The 15,828-nt window shown below is 71.3% G+C and carries 17 protein-coding genes; 10 read left to right on the top strand and 7 right to left on the bottom strand.

The genetic code is table 11. The features are described from left to right. Positions 1-82 precede the first annotated feature (82 nt). The 6 genes from smc to rpsF form a co-directional block, all read right to left on the bottom strand. A complete protein-coding gene (gene smc / locus VF632_RS23065) occupies positions 83-3,634 on the bottom strand; it encodes a chromosome segregation protein SMC (protein WP_331025292.1) in 3,552 nt (1,183 codons plus the stop codon). Next, positions 3,631-5,184, bottom strand: coding sequence for an SPOR domain-containing protein (locus tag VF632_RS23070; RefSeq protein ID WP_331025293.1), 1,554 nt, complete (start codon positions 5,182-5,184; stop codon positions 3,631-3,633). The genes smc and VF632_RS23070 overlap by 4 nt, the downstream gene beginning before the upstream one ends. Before the next feature lie 251 nt (positions 5,185-5,435). Then, a complete protein-coding gene (gene rsfS, locus VF632_RS23075) occupies positions 5,436-5,810 on the bottom strand; it encodes a ribosome silencing factor (RefSeq protein WP_331025294.1) in 375 nt (124 codons plus the stop codon). Between the two features lie 196 nt (positions 5,811-6,006). Next, positions 6,007-6,453: a 50S ribosomal protein L9 gene (gene rplI / locus VF632_RS23080; RefSeq protein ID WP_331025295.1), complete on the bottom strand. Its 447-nt coding sequence runs from the start codon at positions 6,451-6,453 to the stop codon at positions 6,007-6,009. A gap of 12 nt (positions 6,454-6,465) precedes the next feature. Then, positions 6,466-6,687, bottom strand: a complete 222-nt coding sequence (gene rpsR / locus VF632_RS23085) for a 30S ribosomal protein S18 (RefSeq protein WP_331025296.1) — start codon at positions 6,685-6,687, stop codon at positions 6,466-6,468. A gap of 2 nt (positions 6,688-6,689) precedes the next feature. Next, the gene (gene rpsF / locus VF632_RS23090) at positions 6,690-7,049 is read right to left on the bottom strand and encodes a 30S ribosomal protein S6 (RefSeq protein ID WP_331025297.1); all 360 of its coding nucleotides are present in this window, start codon (positions 7,047-7,049) and stop codon (positions 6,690-6,692) included. Positions 7,050-7,323: 274 nt separating this feature from the next. Here rpsF and VF632_RS23095 point away from each other — a divergent pair, with 274 nt between their 5' ends. The 3 genes from VF632_RS23095 to VF632_RS23105 all read left to right on the top strand — a co-directional run bounded on the left by VF632_RS23095 (position 7,324) and on the right by VF632_RS23105 (position 9,040). Next, positions 7,324-7,872 (top strand): DUF411 domain-containing protein, encoded by a 549-nt coding sequence (locus tag VF632_RS23095; RefSeq protein WP_331025298.1) that lies wholly within the window; start codon positions 7,324-7,326, stop codon positions 7,870-7,872. A 241-nt stretch (positions 7,873-8,113) separates the two neighbouring features. Next, on the top strand, positions 8,114-8,407 hold the full coding sequence (locus VF632_RS23100) for a hypothetical protein (RefSeq protein WP_331025299.1): 294 nt from the start codon (positions 8,114-8,116) through the stop codon (positions 8,405-8,407). Positions 8,408-8,416: 9 nt separating this feature from the next. After that, positions 8,417-9,040 carry a hypothetical protein gene (locus VF632_RS23105; protein WP_331025300.1) on the top strand — a complete coding sequence of 208 codons (624 nt, stop codon included), beginning with the start codon at positions 8,417-8,419 and terminating at the stop codon, positions 9,038-9,040. Positions 9,041-9,142: 102 nt separating this feature from the next. Here VF632_RS23105 and tyrS read toward each other — a convergent pair whose 3' ends face one another. Continuing rightward, positions 9,143-10,414, bottom strand: a complete 1,272-nt coding sequence (tyrS, locus tag VF632_RS23110) for a tyrosine--tRNA ligase (RefSeq protein ID WP_331025301.1) — start codon at positions 10,412-10,414, stop codon at positions 9,143-9,145. 146 nt (positions 10,415-10,560) lie between these two features. Here tyrS and VF632_RS23115 point away from each other — a divergent pair, with 146 nt between their 5' ends. From VF632_RS23115 to VF632_RS23145, 7 genes are all read left to right on the top strand, one after another. After that, a complete protein-coding gene (locus VF632_RS23115) occupies positions 10,561-11,226 on the top strand; it encodes a signal peptidase II (protein WP_331025302.1) in 666 nt (221 codons plus the stop codon). A gap of 85 nt (positions 11,227-11,311) precedes the next feature. Beyond that, positions 11,312-12,148 carry an ATP-dependent sacrificial sulfur transferase LarE gene (larE, locus tag VF632_RS23120; RefSeq protein ID WP_331025347.1) on the top strand — a complete coding sequence of 279 codons (837 nt, stop codon included), beginning with the start codon at positions 11,312-11,314 and terminating at the stop codon, positions 12,146-12,148. Next, a complete protein-coding gene (locus VF632_RS23125; RefSeq protein WP_331025303.1) occupies positions 12,145-12,387 on the top strand; it encodes a hypothetical protein in 243 nt (80 codons plus the stop codon). The genes larE and VF632_RS23125 overlap by 4 nt, the downstream gene beginning before the upstream one ends. Continuing rightward, the gene (locus VF632_RS23130) at positions 12,387-13,562 is read left to right on the top strand and encodes an aminotransferase class V-fold PLP-dependent enzyme (RefSeq protein WP_331025304.1); all 1,176 of its coding nucleotides are present in this window, start codon (positions 12,387-12,389) and stop codon (positions 13,560-13,562) included. The genes VF632_RS23125 and VF632_RS23130 overlap by 1 nt, the downstream gene beginning before the upstream one ends. A 37-nt stretch (positions 13,563-13,599) precedes the next feature. Then, on the top strand, positions 13,600-14,214 hold the full coding sequence (locus VF632_RS23135) for a hypothetical protein (protein WP_331025305.1): 615 nt from the start codon (positions 13,600-13,602) through the stop codon (positions 14,212-14,214). A gap of 43 nt (positions 14,215-14,257) precedes the next feature. Next, complete coding sequence (locus VF632_RS23140) at positions 14,258-15,619, top strand: sigma-54 dependent transcriptional regulator (protein ID WP_331025306.1); 1,362 nt, start codon at positions 14,258-14,260, stop codon at positions 15,617-15,619. Continuing rightward, complete coding sequence (locus VF632_RS23145) at positions 15,616-15,816, top strand: hypothetical protein (protein WP_331025307.1); 201 nt, start codon at positions 15,616-15,618, stop codon at positions 15,814-15,816. Before VF632_RS23140 ends, VF632_RS23145 begins: the two co-directional genes overlap by 4 nt. Positions 15,817-15,828: the final 12 nt, after the last annotated feature.

Here is a 15,828-nt window from a genome sequence, read left to right on the forward strand (position 1 = left end):
AACCCCGCGCCGCACGATGGCTACGTCGGGTGGAGCGTGCCTGGAGATCGCATCGTCCGTCGTGTGGCGGATAAGGTGCGCGTCAGGCCACTCTCTCGCCGTACGGCCAGGCGCCTTCCAGTTCCACTCCCACCACGGTGGACACGCCCGGCTCTTCCATCGTCACGCCGTAGATCCAGTCCGCGGCCTCCATGGTCCGCGGGTTGTGGGTGATGACGATGAACTGCGTCTGCTCCTTGAAGTCGTTCAGCAGCTGGATGAAGCGGCCCACGTTGCTCTCGTCCAGCGGCGCGTCCACCTCGTCGAACAGGCAGAAGGGCGACGGCTTCACCAGATAGATGGCGAAGAGCAGAGACAGCGCCGTCAGCGTTCGCTCACCGCCGGAAAGCAGGTGGATGCGCTGCGTCTTCTTGCCCCGGGGAGAGGCGTGGATCTCGATGGGCGACTCCAGCGGGTCGTCGGGGTCGGCCAGCCACACGTCGCACTCGCCGCCCTGGAACAGCGACTGGAAGGTGCGGTGGAAGTTCTGGCGCACGGTGTCGAAGGTGCCCATGAAGACTTCCTTGGCCGTCTTGTTGATCTGGCGGATGGCGGACGAAAGGTCGTCGCGCGCCTTGGCCAGGTCTGCCTGCTGCTCCAGCAGGAACTTCAGCCGGCGGTCTTCTTCTTCGTGCTCCTGCACGGCCAGCATGTTGATGGGCCCCAGCGCGTCCACCGCCTGGGCCAGCTCGCGCACCTCGGCACGCCACGCGTCCGGCTCTCCCTCCTCCACCGGGCCAGCCTGCGTGACCAGCGTGTCCCACGGGCGGCCCCACTCCACCTCCACCCGCTCGCGGGCGCGGACGAGACGGCTCTCCTGGTCGGCGCGCTCCAGCTCCAGCCGGTGCCGCTCCTCTCCCGACTCGGTCTCGCGCCGCCGCGCCGCGCGCGCGCGCTCGTCCGCGCCGGAGATCTCCGCCTCCAGCTCCCCCAGGCGGGTGTCGAGGCCGGCGAGGAGGGAGGCCTCGCGATCCCGGTCAGCGAACAGGCCTTCCACCTCGCCGCCGGCGCGCTCCCGGATGCCGGAAAGGCCTTCCAGCGAGCGGCGCAGCTCCGTCGCCTCCGCCTCCAGCGTGCGCCCGCGCCCCCGTGCGCCCTCCGCTCCGCGCACGGCGTCCGCGAGGGCGCGATCCAGCTCACGCAACTCCCCCTCTGCCCGGGCGACGGCGACACGGAGTTCCGACTCCTCGTCGCGCGCGGCCTCCCAGGCCGAGTCCAACTCGGAAAGGGCGGAGGTGGCGCGATGCGTTTCGCCCGCCGCCTCGTTCGCCTGGCGCTGCAGTTCCGCCAGCCGCGTGTGGAGGGCGGCGATGCGCTCCGCCGCCTCGGCGGACTGGCGGCGGGCGTTCGCCATCGCCACGCCCACCTCCTCGCGCTCGCGCCGCAGCCGGGTCTGGCGGTGGCCGTGCGCGGCGGCCTCCGCGTCCAGCTGCCTCAGCTCGCTTTCCGTGCGCCGGACGAACTCCTCGGCCTCGCGGGCGTGCTCCTCGGCGATGGCGGCCTGCTCGGCGAGCGCGGCGCGGTCCGCGGCCAGCCGGTCGTGGGCGACGCGCGCGTCCTCCACCTCGTTGCGCAGCCGCGCCAGGGCCTCGCGCCGGGCCAGGATTCCCTCGCCCGAGACCGGCTGGCCCAGGCGGATGACCCCGCGCGGATCCACCGTGTCCCCGAGCGTATCGACCCGCGCGCCCGGGCCGTAGCCGTCTAGCGGGTCTTCGCCCGGGACGACGACCAGGCCCTGGAGAAAGGTGTCGGCCCAGGCCGCGGCGGCCCCGTGCCCGGAAACACCCAGCCCCGCGGCGCCCCTCGCCTCGCGCACCGCGTCGCCGACCCCCGGCGCGTCCAGGGGAAGGACCATGAGCGTGCCCCCGCCGTCCCACTCGTCGCGGAACCAGCGGCGCACCCGGCGGGCGGCGGCCAGGTCGGCGACGACGAGCGCCTGGAGGAGCGTGCCCAGGAACGACTCCACCGCCGTGGCCGTCGCCGCGTCGGCCGTGGTGGCCCGGACGAAGTCGGCGAGGGGGGCGAGCACGCCGGGAAAGCGGTCGCGCTGCCCCATGATGGCCGCCACGGCGGGGGAGAATCCCTCGTAGCTGCGTTCCAGCGCCTCGCGCGCGGCCACCTGCGAGGCTAGTCGAGACAGCCGATCGTCGGCCGCGCGAAGCTGGTCGCGCACGGCGGCCTCGCGGCCGCGGAGCACGCGAATTTCCTCCCGTGCCCGCTCGGCGGCGTCGATGGCGGCGTCCAGCCTATCCCGGAGGGCGTCACCCTGGCCGGACCACAGCTCCGTCTGCTCGTCCAGCGCCGACAGCTCCACCCCCAGCTGCGCCTCCTGCGCGGCCAGCCGGGTGAGGAGCTCCGCCGAGTCGTGCTGGCGACGCTCGGCGGCGGCGCGCTCACCCTCGGTCGCGGCGATCTCGCGCGCCAGGTCCCGCGCACGCGCCGCGGCGGCGTCGCTGGCGCGCCGGTGCGAGGCGAGCGTGGCGCGCAGGGCCTCGTTCTCTTCCAGCCGCGCCTCCAGCCGCTCGCGCAGCCCCTCCAGCCGGGTAGACGCCACGCCACGGTCCCCTTCCAGCCGTGCCGCGTCCGCCGCCCATCGCTCCGCCCGTTCCGCCAGCTCGCTCCGCTCGCGCACCAGCTGGGCGATGCGCATCTCGGCGTGCGAGCGCCGTTCGTCCGCCAGCAGGATCTCGCGCTCGCGGGTGTCCAGCCGCTTGCGGACGTCCTCCAGCCGCGCGGCGACGGCGGTGCGCTGGCGCGAAACCTCCGCCGCCTCCAGCCGGCGCTCCGCGACGGTGGCCTCGGCCGTCACCCGCTCCGTTTCGGCCTCGCTCGCCGCCTGCTCCAACGCCGCACGCCGCCGCTCGCCCTGCGCCAGGGCCGCGGCGAGGGCGCTGGTTTCCGCGCGGGCGAGCGCCATCTCCAGGTCCAGCCGGCGGGCCAGCAGCTCGGCGTGGCGCTGGGCTTTTCGGCGCTGCCGGGCCAGCGCGCGCACCTTGGACTCTACCTCGAGCACCAGGTCGTTCAGGCGCCCGAGGTCTACCTCCGCCGCCTCCAGCCGGCGCTGCGCGGCCTTGCGGCGGTCCTTGTACTTGCCGATCCCCGCCGCCTCCTCAAACAGCGCGCGGCGCTCGTCGGGGCGCTCGCTGAGGATGGCGTCGATCATTCCGCCCTCGATGATCGAATAGGCGTTGGCGCCCAGGCCGGTGTCACGAAGGAGGTCGTGGATGTCGCGCAGGCGGCAGCCCTGGCGGTTCAGCGAGTACTCGCTGCCGCCCTCCCGAAACACCTTGCGGGCGATCTCGATCTCGCTGCGGGGCAGGGGAACGCTGCCGTCCTCGTTGCTGAAGACGAGCGAAACCTCGGCGTAGTTCAGGGGACGGCGGCGGGTGCTGCCCTGGAAGATCACCTCTTCCATCTTGGCCGAACGCAGGGCGCCCGCGCGGGTTTCGCCCAGCACCCAGCGCACGGCATCGGCCGTGTTGGACTTGCCGCAGCCGTTGGAGCCCACGATGGCGGTCACGCCGTCGCGAAGCTCGATGGTGGTCTTGTCGGGGAAGGACTTGAAGCCGTGGAGACGAAGGGAGCGAAGCTTCATTTCGGGGAGGCGGGGGGGCGTCCCGTGCGTTCCACCATTTTAACGGGGATCCGGGCGCTTTCCAGCTTGGACTTCATGGGCGCCGCGCTGGCGCTGTCGCGGTAGGCCCCGGCGTACACCTTCCACCGCTCCGTGCCATCCGAGTAGGGAACCGGCGTCACGTACACGGGAATTTCGCGGTTCGCCAGCTCCTCCCCGCGCGCGGTGGCCTCCTGAATGGTGGCGAACTCGCCCACCTCGTAGGCCAGGGGACGAGACTGGATGAGGTCGTACCGGCCGCCGACCTCGTCTTCGTCCACCAGGCCCGCAGCCAGCAGGCGGTCGCGGAGCGCCAGGACGGCCGTGGTGTCGGCGGCCATCCCCGCCATCACCCGCCACCAGACCACCCCGTCCTTGGGCTCGGGAAAGACGAAGAACCGGGCCTCGGAAAACTTGCCCGACGCCTGGGCCGCAAAGCGCGACGCCTCGGCGAAGCTCTGGTAGTTGGCCACGTACACGGAATACGGCAGCGCCGCGCCCTGCGGCTGCGGCGGCCCGCGCTGCGCGGTCGGGACCGCCGCGGCCTGCTTGGGCGCGGGGGCGGGGGCCTCGTCGGCGGCCGCGGGAGCCAGGAAGGGAATGGAGATGCCCAGCCGCGGCGCCAGCACCATGGCGAGCGCCGCCAGCAGCACGATCAGCAGCAGCACCAGCAGCACGGGCGAGATACGCTTCTTCTTCGGTGCCTCGGGCTCGCGCCAGTCCGCCTCGGGCGCGGGGATGCCGGCCGGGGGGACGTGCGCCGCCGCCGCGGCGGTCGGCAGGATGCCCGTGGCTTCGAACGCGGGCGCCGGAGGCGTGTAGCTGCCGGGGGGCGCGTTCCACGGCGACACCGGCTCCGGCTCGGGAAAGCGGTCGGCCGGGGTGGCGGGTGCGGCGGCGGGGGCGCGGTCGCCGTCCGTGCGCGGCGGGGCCAGCCAGGCGCGCGTCGCCACGCCGGCGACGGAGGCGGGGAGGGCGCCGGGGCCGTCCCCGCCGCCGAGGACGATGGCATCGTCGGCGAACCGGCCGATGGCGGCGAGCTCGGGCGCGTCGGAGGGGGCAAAGAGCAGCAGGGCCGCGTTCGCGTCGCGGAACCCGGCGACGATCTTTTCCCAGCGGGGGCTGCGCAGCACCTCGCCCGCGTCGGGGGTGTAGGTACCGCTGGAGATCAGGTAGAAGCCGCGCCCCGGGACGGCGCGCGCGCTGCGGGCCAGGGAGGCGCCGTACAAAAAGATGTCGACGACGCCCTCCTGGTTGGGCATCCCGATCCGCTCGTGCAGGAAGGGATCGTCCAGGCACAGGTCGGCGAGCACCGTGCGGCGCCCGGCGGCGTGCCACCCGGTGGCCAGCGCCACCGCCGCGTCGGCCACCCAGTCGCGGTCGGCGTCGCGGTCGAAGAGCAGCAGCACGGGCCCGGGCGTGGCCGAATCGCCCGACACCGGAGCGGGAAGCCGCTCGAACGACGGGTCGAAGAACGTGGGCGCGGAGGGGCCCCGGTCTGGAGTGCCGGCGAGCGCGTGCGGATCGGTCATGGGCCTGGAGGTAGCCGGTCGGATGGCGCCCCTCGGGGCGCGGGAGGGCCGCGGACCCTGCCCGGGCGGAAAGGTACAGGCCTGATTCGTTGCGCCGCAAGCGTTTGGGGCTTGCGACGGTACGGAAGTGCGGTGGAGTGGGGTGCGGCGGGTCCCGTTTCCAGCGGCGGAGACGGCGCGAGGCGCGGGGAACCGGGGTTCCTCCGCGCCTCGTCTTCTGCTTCGCTTCTCCGTGGAAACCCTGCCGTGGCCTACGCGGCGCGGGGCTCCATCTTGTGCAGGGGCGCGTCGCCCCACAGCCGCTCCAGCTGGTAGAACTCGCGGGCAGCGGGGTGGAAGACGTGCACCACGAAGTCGAAGTAGTCCACCAGCACCCAGCGGCCGCCGCGCTCGCCCTCCACGTTCAGCGGGCGGACACCCTCGGTCTTCAGCTCCGTCACCACGTGGTCGGCGATGGAGGCCACGTGCGTGTCGGAGGTGCCGGTGGCGATCAAGAAGAAGTCGGTGGCCGTGGAAAGCTTGCGCAGGTCCAGCGCCACGACGTCCTGGGCCTTGCGGTCGAACAGCAGCTCCACCGCGCGCTCCACCTCGCGGGGCAGGCTGGGCGGCGTCGAGCTAGCGGGCATGTCAGTCATCCGGTCTCCGGAACGGGTCCGATCTCGTACTGCGATTCATCTGCAAGCCAGGGGGCAAGTTGGGCACGGCCCTCCGGCGGGGCAAGTCGGGTGCCGACGCGGGGCGCACGCGTCGGCACAGTGGAAAGCAAAGCGGCCTCCGCGCAGGGCGAAGGCCGCTTCCGGCTCGTGGCCGCCAGGGACTGGATCAGTCCTCGGCGATCACCCACACCTTGATCTCCGGGCGAACCTGCGGGTGCAGGCGCACGGGGACGCTGGTGACGCCCAGCGACTTGATGGGCTCGTCCAGCTCGATGGTGCGGCGGTCGATCTGAACCCCCTGCTCGGCCAGCTTGTCGGCGATGTCGGCCGACGTGATGGAGCCGAACAGCTTGCCTTCCTGGCCCGCGCGGGCGTGGAAGGTGAGCGACACGCCCTCGATGGCCGAAGCGCGCTGGCGCGCCTCGTTCAGCGTCTCGCCCTCGCGGCGGGTCTGGGCGGCCTTCTCGGCCTCGATGCGGCGCACGTTGGCCTTGGTGGCCTCGTACGCCAGCCCCTTGGGGATCAGGTAGTTGCGGGCATAGCCGGGCCGCACGTCTACGACGTCGCCCACCTCGCCCAGGTTTTCGAGACCGTCCCGAAGAATCACCTGCATGGCTTTATCTCCTTACGCCTCGTGGCCGGCGATGTACGGCAGCAGGGCCAGGTAGCGTCCGCGCTTGATGGCGGTGCCCACCTGCCGCTGGTGCCGCGCGCACATCCCGCTGATCCGCCGCGGCAGGATCTTGCCGCGCTCGGTGATGAAGCGGGAGAGCGTGCTCTCGTCCTTGTAGTCGATATTCCGAACGGCGCCCTCGCACATGGGGCACGCCTTGCGTCCACCGCGCATAATCAGCCCTCCGCCTCGTCCTCGGACTCGTCATCGCGGCGCTCCCGGGGGGGCACCGGCGTGGTGGGCAGGTCGCCCTCGTTCACCACCACCAGGTAGCGGAGAACGGTTTCATCCAGCTTGAGCGCACGCTCGAACTCCGGCAGCGCCTCGCCGGGCGCGCGGAAGTGCTCCACCACGTAGTAGCCGCTGTTCTGGCGCTCTACCTCGTAGGCAAGCTGGCGGCGGCCCCAATGGTCGGTGGCGGTGATCTCGCCGCCGTTGGCGCCCGTCAGCAGGCCGTGGAAGCGTTCCAGCTTCTCGTTCACCTGCTCCTCTTCGAGCTCGGGCCCGAAGATGTACACGATCTCGTAGTCCCTCAAGGTCACCTTTCCCTTTGGACATGTGGCCCCGCGCCGGTGCGCGCGGAGCAGGTTCGGGATGTGAAAAAACGAAATCTCCCCCGGACGGTTCCGGGGGAGCAGGAGATAATAGCAGGAGCATGGCCGTTCTGCAACCGCCGGGCTCCCGCCCGCCCTCCTCCGCAGGCGAATCGGAGCCGCGCGGGGTTGACCCCATCGCGCGACGGGCGACATCTTACGACGTGCGCCCGCGAACGGCGGGCCCGCCCAACACGTCCTCGAAGAGGTCTCCGCCATGAGATCCGTCATCGCTCCGCGCCGGCTGGCCCGGGCCGCCGCGCTCCTCGTGCTCTCCGCCGCCGGGGCCTGCGGCTCGCGCGGCGGCGAATCCGCGCCGCCCCCCGCCGAGGGTGCCGCCGCCCCGCAGCAGGCCGCGCAGGCCGCCGCGCCCGCGGTGAACGCCGGGGGAGTCAAGATGGTGGTGTACAAGACGCCGACCTGCGGGTGCTGCCGCGCGTGGGTGGACCACGCAAAAGCCGCCGGGTTCGACGTGCAGGTGGTAGACACCGCCAACGTCGATCCCGTGAAGCGGGAGCAGGGCGTTCCCGGTCACCTGGGCTCGTGCCACACGGCCGTGGTGGACGGCTTCGTGATCGAGGGCCACGTGCCGGCCGCAGATGTCGTGCGCCTGCTGCGCGAAAAGCCGCAGGGCGTCGCCGGCCTGGCGGTGCCCGGAATGCCGCGCGGCTCCCCGGGAATGGAGGTGCCCGGCGGCGCGAGCGATCCCTACGACGTGATCGCGTTCAGCAAGGAAGGGCGCGTGTCGGTGTTCGAGACGCACTGAGCCGCGACCAGGAGCAGCGCCAGGGGGGCGGACCGGGGTTTCCGGTCCGCCCCTTCCTTTTTCCACCCCACCGTACCCGCCACAGCCGCGCACCGCGGACCCACCTGTGGCGCATTCGACCGGCTTGATCTTTCCTCGTTTTTGGACGCACTCTCCCCAGTTCGCTTTGTTTGCTTTCGTTCGTTGCGAGCCCCTTGCGTGGGTACGACGAACGACGTACATTGGACGGGCCGGGGAGAAGATGGGCTTCAAGGACGTGCGCACGCTGCTGGTCGACGCGCTGCAGTCCGGGCGCTTTCAGCACGAGCACCGGGCCGACGTGAGCAGGAACCTGCTGGCGGTGGGCGAGGTTGGCCCGGAGTTCGTGGCGCAGCTCCTAATGCGGTGTACCGGGCGCGACTACTCGTGCACGCCGCACCACTTCGACGAACGGGTGGCGTGCCACGTCTTCAAGCCGGCGCACGAGGGGCACAGGTGGTACGTCAAAGCGTACTTCCTGTCCGCCGACGCCATGTTCATCAGCGTTCACAGGTAGGGAGGCAGCATGCATCTGTACAAGGAGGGCGACCGCTCCGAGGCCATGTGCCCGCAGTGCAAGCGCCGGGTGTCCACGCGCTTCGCGGTGCGCACCGTGCCCCTGGAAGACAGCGGCGTGCAGGTGCCGGGGGTGCTTGCCGCGGTGTGCGACGTATGCGACCGGGTGGTGGCGCTCCCGGCGCAGTCGGCGCCCAAGCTCAAGGAGGCGCTGGAGCGCAAGAAGGATGTCGCTTTGGAGGCGCGCATCCCGTATCACCTGGAAGACGTCATCCACCTGCTGGCCGACCGTTTTTCCACGGCGGTGGCGGCCTTCCGCCCGGACCTGCTGCGCTTCTACCTCCGCGAGGTGGCGAGCGACGCGGCGTTCGCCGAGCGGGTGCGCGAGCTGGCGTCGTCAGAACAGGCCCAGGCGCCCGCGCGCGCCCGCCTGTCGCTGCGCATGCCGCAGGCGCTGCTGGCCGAGGCCCGTGCGGTGGCGCACGAGGCGGGGATTCCCACCGACGCCGAGCTGCTGCGGGGAATTCTGCTCGCCGCCAAGGAAGACGTGCTGGAAGGCGCCGATCCGGACCGCATTGCCCGCCTGAGCGGCGCGGCGCAGGCGGAGGGCGCGCCCCGGCCGGCGCTCGTCTGAACGCGTAGAAAAAGGATGGATCACGCAGAGCCGCAGAGACGCAGGGAGAGAACTGCGGACTCGCTCCGCGCCTCCGCGGCTCTGCGTGAGGCGTTTCTCTCTTCAGCCGCAGCGGATCACGTGGTAGCTGCGCTTGCCCTTTCGCAGCACGATCACCTGGCCCTCGATGGCGTCCTCGCGCGTGACCCGGTCGTCCGCCGCGCGCGCCGCGTCGTTCAGGTACACGCCGCCGCCCGCGATCAGCCGCCGGGCCTCGGCGCGCGAAGACGCGAAGCCGGCCTGCATCAGCAGGTCCGAAAGGAGCACGCCGTCGCCGATCCCCGCGGGCGCGTCGCTCGAGGGCACCTCGTTCAGCACCTCGACGATCTCGGCGGCGCTCAGCCCCTGCACGCTGCCGCCTCCGAACAGCAGCGCCGACGCCCGCTCCGCCTTCGCCAGCTCGTCCGCGCCGTGCACCGTGCGCGTCACCTCCGCGGCCAGCAGGCGCTGGGCCGTACGCCGGTGCGGCTCGGCCGTGTGCGCCTGCACCGCGTCGTCGATGTCTTCCACGGGCAGCAGGGTGAAGTACTTCAGGTACCTGGCCACGTCCTGGTCGTCGGTGTTCAGCCAGAACTGGTAGAAGCGGTACGGCGACGTGAGGTTCGCGTCGAGCCAGATGGTGCCCGCCTCGGTCTTGCCGAACTTCACCCCGGCCGACGTCGTCACCAGCGGCATCACCATCCCGTGCGCCCGAACGCCGCGCACGCGACGGATCAGCTCGATGCCCGCGGTGATGTTGCCCCACTGGTCGCTGCCGCCCAGCTGCAGCAGGCATCCCTCGCGCTCGTTCAGCACCAGGTAATCGTACGACTGCAGCAGCATGTAGCTGAACTCGGTGTACGAAAGCCCGTCCTCCTGCTCCAGCCGCCGCTTTACCGACTCCTTCGCCGTCATGTAGTTGATGGTGAAGTGCTTGCCGACGTCGCGCAGGAAGTCGACGAACGAGATGGCCGTGAGCCAGTCGCCGTTGTCGATCACCCGGGCGGCGCCGGGACCGGTGAAGTCCAGGAACCGCTCCAGCTGCCCGCGGAGCCCGGCCATGTTCTCGGCCACCTGCTCGCGCGTCTGCAGCTTGCGCTCGGCCGTCTTGCCGCTGGGGTCGCCGATCATCCCGGTGCCGCCGCCCACGATGGCAATGGGCCGGTGCCCGTGACGCTGAAGGTGAACGAGCGCCATCACCGGCAGCAGCGATCCCACGTGCAGGCTGGCCGCGGTGGGATCGAACCCGATGTACGCCGTCAGCTTCTCCGACTCGGTCGCGGCGCGCGCGCCCTCGGTGGCGTCGAAGAGCAGCCCTCTCGACTTCAGTTCATCGTACAGGTTCGCGGCGGGCACGTCGGCTCCTTAAGGTCCAGGTTGGCGCAAGGGCACACAATGTCGGGCGTGGGCGGCGAGTCGGTCAAGGCGCGCGCGAGACTCCGTGCGGCCCGCATCTTGAAAACGGGGTGCGCAGGCCAATCGACACGCCGTCCGGAGCCCCCGTGAGCGAAGCCCCGACACGCCTTCAGCACATCGTGCTCCGCCTGATGGGCGAGCGACGGACCGTGCACCGTCCCGGCGCCAGCCGCGGCCGCCGCGCGTCCGACCACCAGCCCATGCACGGCTGGCGCCCCGCATTCATCCTGGCGTGCGCCGTGGCCCTGGTGGACTGGGCCACCAAGTTCGCAATCGCGTCGACCATCCCGCTCGAAGGCTTTCGCGAGGTGGTGCCCGGACGTGTGGCGTTCTGGCACGTGCGCAACCCTTACATGATCCTGGGGCTGTGGGACAACCTGCCGCTGGCTGGGCGCAAGGTGCTGGCGGTGGTGGCGGCGCTGCTCGCCGTGCTGGTGCTGGTGCAGATCGTGGGGCGGGCGCATCGCCTGGCGCGCAATCACCAGCGCTGGGCGTGGCTGTTCGTGGGGCTGATCTGTGGCGGCATGGTGGGCAACCTGGGCGAGCGCGTGATCCACTGGGGCGTCACCGACTACCTGTCGTTCCGCTGGGGCGAGTACTGGCTGCCGCCTGGCAACGTGGCCGACATCGCCCTGTTCGCGGCCATTCCGCTGGCCGTCCCGGTGATCGTTTTCGAGATGATGGGGCGGCGCCGGCGCGGCCGCGCCCACCCGCAACCGTCCAGCCGCGCCGCGCCTTCCCCCCGGTCCTGAGCGACCGCCGGGCGGCTGGCGGGGTACTGGAGGGCGCGCCTATCTTCAGCGCGCCCTTGTCCGTTCCTGGCCCGAGCCCTTGCCGATGGTACCCGAGCACAAGCGTCACCGCCTTTCCTCCATCCTCCGCGACTGCGGCTCCGTCGTCGTGGGCTACAGCGGCGGGGTGGATTCGGTGTTCCTGGCGCGCATCGCCGTGGACGTGCTGGGTCCGCAGCACGTGCTGGCGGTGACGGGAAAGAGCGACAGCATCGCGTCGTGGATGGAGGACACCGCGCGCGACGTGGCCCAGCGCTTCGGCATTCCCTGGCTGGAGCTGGAAACGCGGGAGATGGACGATCCGCGCTACGCGGCCAACCCCAGCAACCGCTGCTACTTCTGCAAGTCGGAGCTGTGGACGCGGCTGGCGGAGCTGGCGGCCGAGCGAGGGTTCGGCGCGGTGCTGGACGGCTCCAACGCCGACGATGTCGGGGATCACAGGCCCGGGGCCGTGGCGGCGACGGAGAACGCGGTGCGCTCGCCGCTGCTGGAGGCGGGGCTCACCAAGGACGAGATCCGCGCGTGGTCGCGCGAGCTGGGGCTGCCCACGTGGGACCAGCCTGCGGCGCCGTGCCTGGCTTCGCGCATTCCCTACGGCCTGTCCGTGACCCCCGAGCGGCTGCGGCAGATCGAGCAGGCCGAGATCGGGCTGCGGGCGATGGGGTTCCGCGACTTTCGCGTCCGCCACCACGGGACGATCGCGCGGCTGGAGGTGCACCCGTCCGAGATCGCCCGCGTCGCCGATCATCGGGTCGACATTGCTCGCGCGGTACGCGGCGCCGGGTTCGGGCGCGTGCTGATCGACCTGCAGGGCTACCGCCGCGGCTCGCTGAACGAGGGGCTGGCGGGCGGGCAGCTGGTGCAGCTGGGGGCGTTCGCATGAGCGACGATCCGCGCATCGCCCAAGCCGTTCGCGTCCTGGTGGAGCACGGGGTGGGCGGCGCCGAGGTGTCCGTCGAAGGCCACGAGCGGGAGATCGCCGCCGTGCGCGTTCCCGGCGACGGATGGGAGCGGCTGCTGGGCGATGAGGGGCCGCGCATCGCGGCCGCCGTCAAGCAGGTCGGGTTTCGCTACGTAGCGCTGGACCTGGACATCAACGCCGATCCGGACGCGATCGGCTGATGGACGACGGCGCGGTCTACCTGGACTACGCGGCGACCTCCGCCGTGCGCCCGGAGCCGGTGATCGCCGCCGTCACCGAGTACCTGCGCGGCATCGGCGCCACGCCGGGGAGGGCGGGGCACCGGCGGGCCGTGGAGGCGGGCCGCATCGTCTTCCGCTGCCGGCGCGCGCTCGCCACTCTCTTCAACGCGCCGGGCGATCCCGGCCGGCTGACCTTTCACCTGAACGCCACGCACGCGCTGAACGTCGCCATCCTGGGCGTCCTGCGCCCGGGCGACCGCGTGGTGCGCACCGCGTACGACCACAATGCGGTGCGCCGCCCCGTGCGTGCGCTGGCGGGCCGCGGCGTGCACGAGATGGTGCTCGCGGGGCAGACGGACGGGTCTGTCGATCTGGACGAGGCAGAACGTGCGCTGCGGGGCGCGCGGCTGCTGGTGATCCCCCACGCCACCAACGTGCTCGGCACCGCGCTTCCCGTGACCGAACTGGCGGCACGCGCGCATGCGGCCGGCGCGCTGGTCCTGGTGGACGCGGCGCAGTCCGCCGGGCACCTCCCGATCGATGTGCAGGCCATGGGCATCGACCTGCTGGCGTTCACGGGCCACAAGGGGCTGCTGGGGCCGCAGGGGACGGGCGGTTTGTGGGTGCGCGACGGGGTCGATCTTCCGCCCGTGTTCCTGGGAGGTACGGGTGGCGATTCCGATGCGCCCGACATGCCCGCGTTGTTCCCGGATCGGCTCGAAGCGGGCTCGCAGAACGGGCCAGGGATCGCGGGGCTGCTCGCGGGCGTGGAGTGGCTGGCGGAGCGCGGAGTCGCCGCCGTCCACGCGCGGGAGATCGAACTGAAGCTGCGGCTGTGGGATGCGCTGGACCTGATCCACGGCGTGACGCTGCTCAGTCCGCCGGCCGAGGACGGCGTGGGAATCGTGACGATGAACCTGGCGGGGGTGGACGCGGCGGATCTCGCGCGGCGGTTGGACCGCGACTTCGGCGTCCTGGTGCGCGCCGGGCTCCACTGCTCGCCGGAGCAGCACGACGCCATCGGGACCGGAGCGGTCGGCGCCGTGCGCTTCTCCGTCGGCTGGGCGACCACGGAAGAAGAGGTGGATCGCGCCGCCGCGGCCGTGGCGCGCATCGCCGGCGCGGAACCGCAAGCGCCGCAGGCGGGTAGCTGAAACGCGACGAAGATCACGGATTGAACCGGGAGAGCGGATGGCGCGTCGAGGTGTGGTGGGGAAGCTGTTCCTGCTGGTGTTCCTGGCCCTGCTGGCCGGCGGAGCGTGGTTCTTCCGCGGCCTCATTCCCGGCCCGTGGAATCGTCCGCCGGTGCCGATGGCGGTCTCGGAAGAGGCCGCGGTCGCCACCGAGGAAAAGCTGAAGCGGCTGCGGCAGGACGGCGACACCGTGCACCTGAGCGGGGTGGAGTTTACCAGCTACCTGCGCTATCGTATGGCCGGCCGCTTCGCCTCCGACATCGAGCTGCCGGCGGTGACGTTCGCGGGCGAGGACGTCCAGGTGGCGGGTCGGTTTCCCAAGGATCGCCTGCCCGCGAAAGAGGTCGGGCGCGCGATGGCGTACCTGCCCGACACGGCCGACGTGGCGGTGAACGGCACCCTGCGCACCCTGGCGCCCGGCCGTGCCGCGCTGAAGGTGAGCTCCGCCTCGTTCGCGCGAATCCCCATCCCGCGCGACCGGCTGAACCAGGTGATCGACCGCGTGCGCGGGCTGGACGAGCCCGGGCTGGGCGCGGACGAGGTGGCATTCCAGCTTCCGCCGGGCGTAGGCTCGGCGCGGGTGGAGAACGGGCAGCTGGTCCTGGCGCGCTAGCGCTTCGCATCGAGCAGCATCACACCGACACAGATCGATACGCATGGCACGCATTCTGGTCGTCGACGACGAAGAAGGCATCCGGCGCGTCCTGCACCAGCTCTTCGAGTACGAGGACCACGAGGTGCGGTCCGCGGGGGGCGGCGCGGAGGCCATCGCCATCTACCAGGAGTTCCAGCCCGACGTCACCTTCCTCGACGTGAAGATGGCGCGGATGGACGGCCTTGAGGCGCTGACCAAAATCCGCGAGCACGACCCCGCGGCCGTGGTCATCATGATCAGCGGCCACGGAACCATCGACACCGCCGTCGAGGCCACCCGCCGCGGCGCCTTCGACTTCCTGGAAAAGCCACTGGACACCGACCGCCTGCTGCTGGTGCTGCGCAACGCGCTTCAGCAGCAGGGGCTGGTGCAGGAGAACGCGCGTCTTCGCGGGGAGATCGAGAGCCGCCACCAGATCGTGGGGCGCAGCTTTTCGCTGCGGCAGGTGCTGGACCGGGTGGAGAAGGTGGCGCCCACGGACGCGCGCGTGCTGGTGACGGGCGAGAACGGCACGGGCAAGGAGCTGGTGGCGCGCGCCATCCACCGGCTGAGCCCCCGCGCCGACAAGGCGTTCATCGAGGTGAACTGCGCGGCCATCCCCTCCGAGCTGATCGAGTCGGAGCTGTTCGGCCACATGAAGGGCTCGTTCACCGGCGCGCACGAGGACCGCGCGGGCAAGTTCGAGCTGGCGGACGGCGGCACGCTGTTCCTGGACGAGATCGGTGACATGTCGCTGCAGGCGCAGGCCAAGGTGCTGCGCGCGCTCCAGGAGGGCATCGTCACGCGGGTGGGCGGCGCCAAGCCCATCCAGGTGGACGTCCGCGTGCTGGCGGCCACCAACAAGGACCTGGAAGAGGAGATCAAGGGCGGCAGGTTCCGTGAAGACCTGTACTACCGGCTGAACGTCATTCCGCTACACGTTCCGCCACTGCGCGAACGGCGCGAAGACATCTCCATGCTGGTGCGGCACTTCGTGGAGTCGTACTCCCGCGAGGCCAACCTGCGCCCCAAGCCCATCAGCGACGACGCGCTGGACCGCATGCAGCGCATGGACTGGCCCGGCAACGTCCGCGAGCTGCGCAACACCGTGGAGCGCCTGCTGATCCTGGCCTCCGGCGCCTCCATCACGGCGGACGACGTGGAGCTGCTCGTCGGCGGCAAGATGAAGGGCGGCGCGCTCTCGGGCGACCTGCTGGGCTGCGCCACCTTCGCCGAGTTCAAGGAAGCGGCCGAGCGCGCGTTCATCGTGCAGAAGCTGCGCGAGAACGACTGGAACGTGTCGGAGACGGCCCGCATTCTCGACATGCCCCGCTCGAACCTGTACAAGAAGATCGAGCGGTACGAGCTGGTTCGCGAGGGATGAGGGAAGCCGGGTTCGGCGCGTGGGCGCTGCTGGCGCTTGCGTGGATGGTGGGCACGTTCGGAGGCGGATGGGTGCTGGCCTGGCTGTACAAGCGCCTGCATCCCGATCTGGCCTTTTACAAGCTATGGGCGACCTGGTCGGCCCTGCTGGCGGCCATCGTAGCACTGCTCTTCGTCTTCGGTGTGGTGCGAATCTGACTACTGCTCACT

Source organism: Longimicrobium sp., assembly GCF_036388275.1.
Classification (GTDB): domain Bacteria; phylum Gemmatimonadota; class Gemmatimonadetes; order Longimicrobiales; family Longimicrobiaceae; genus Longimicrobium.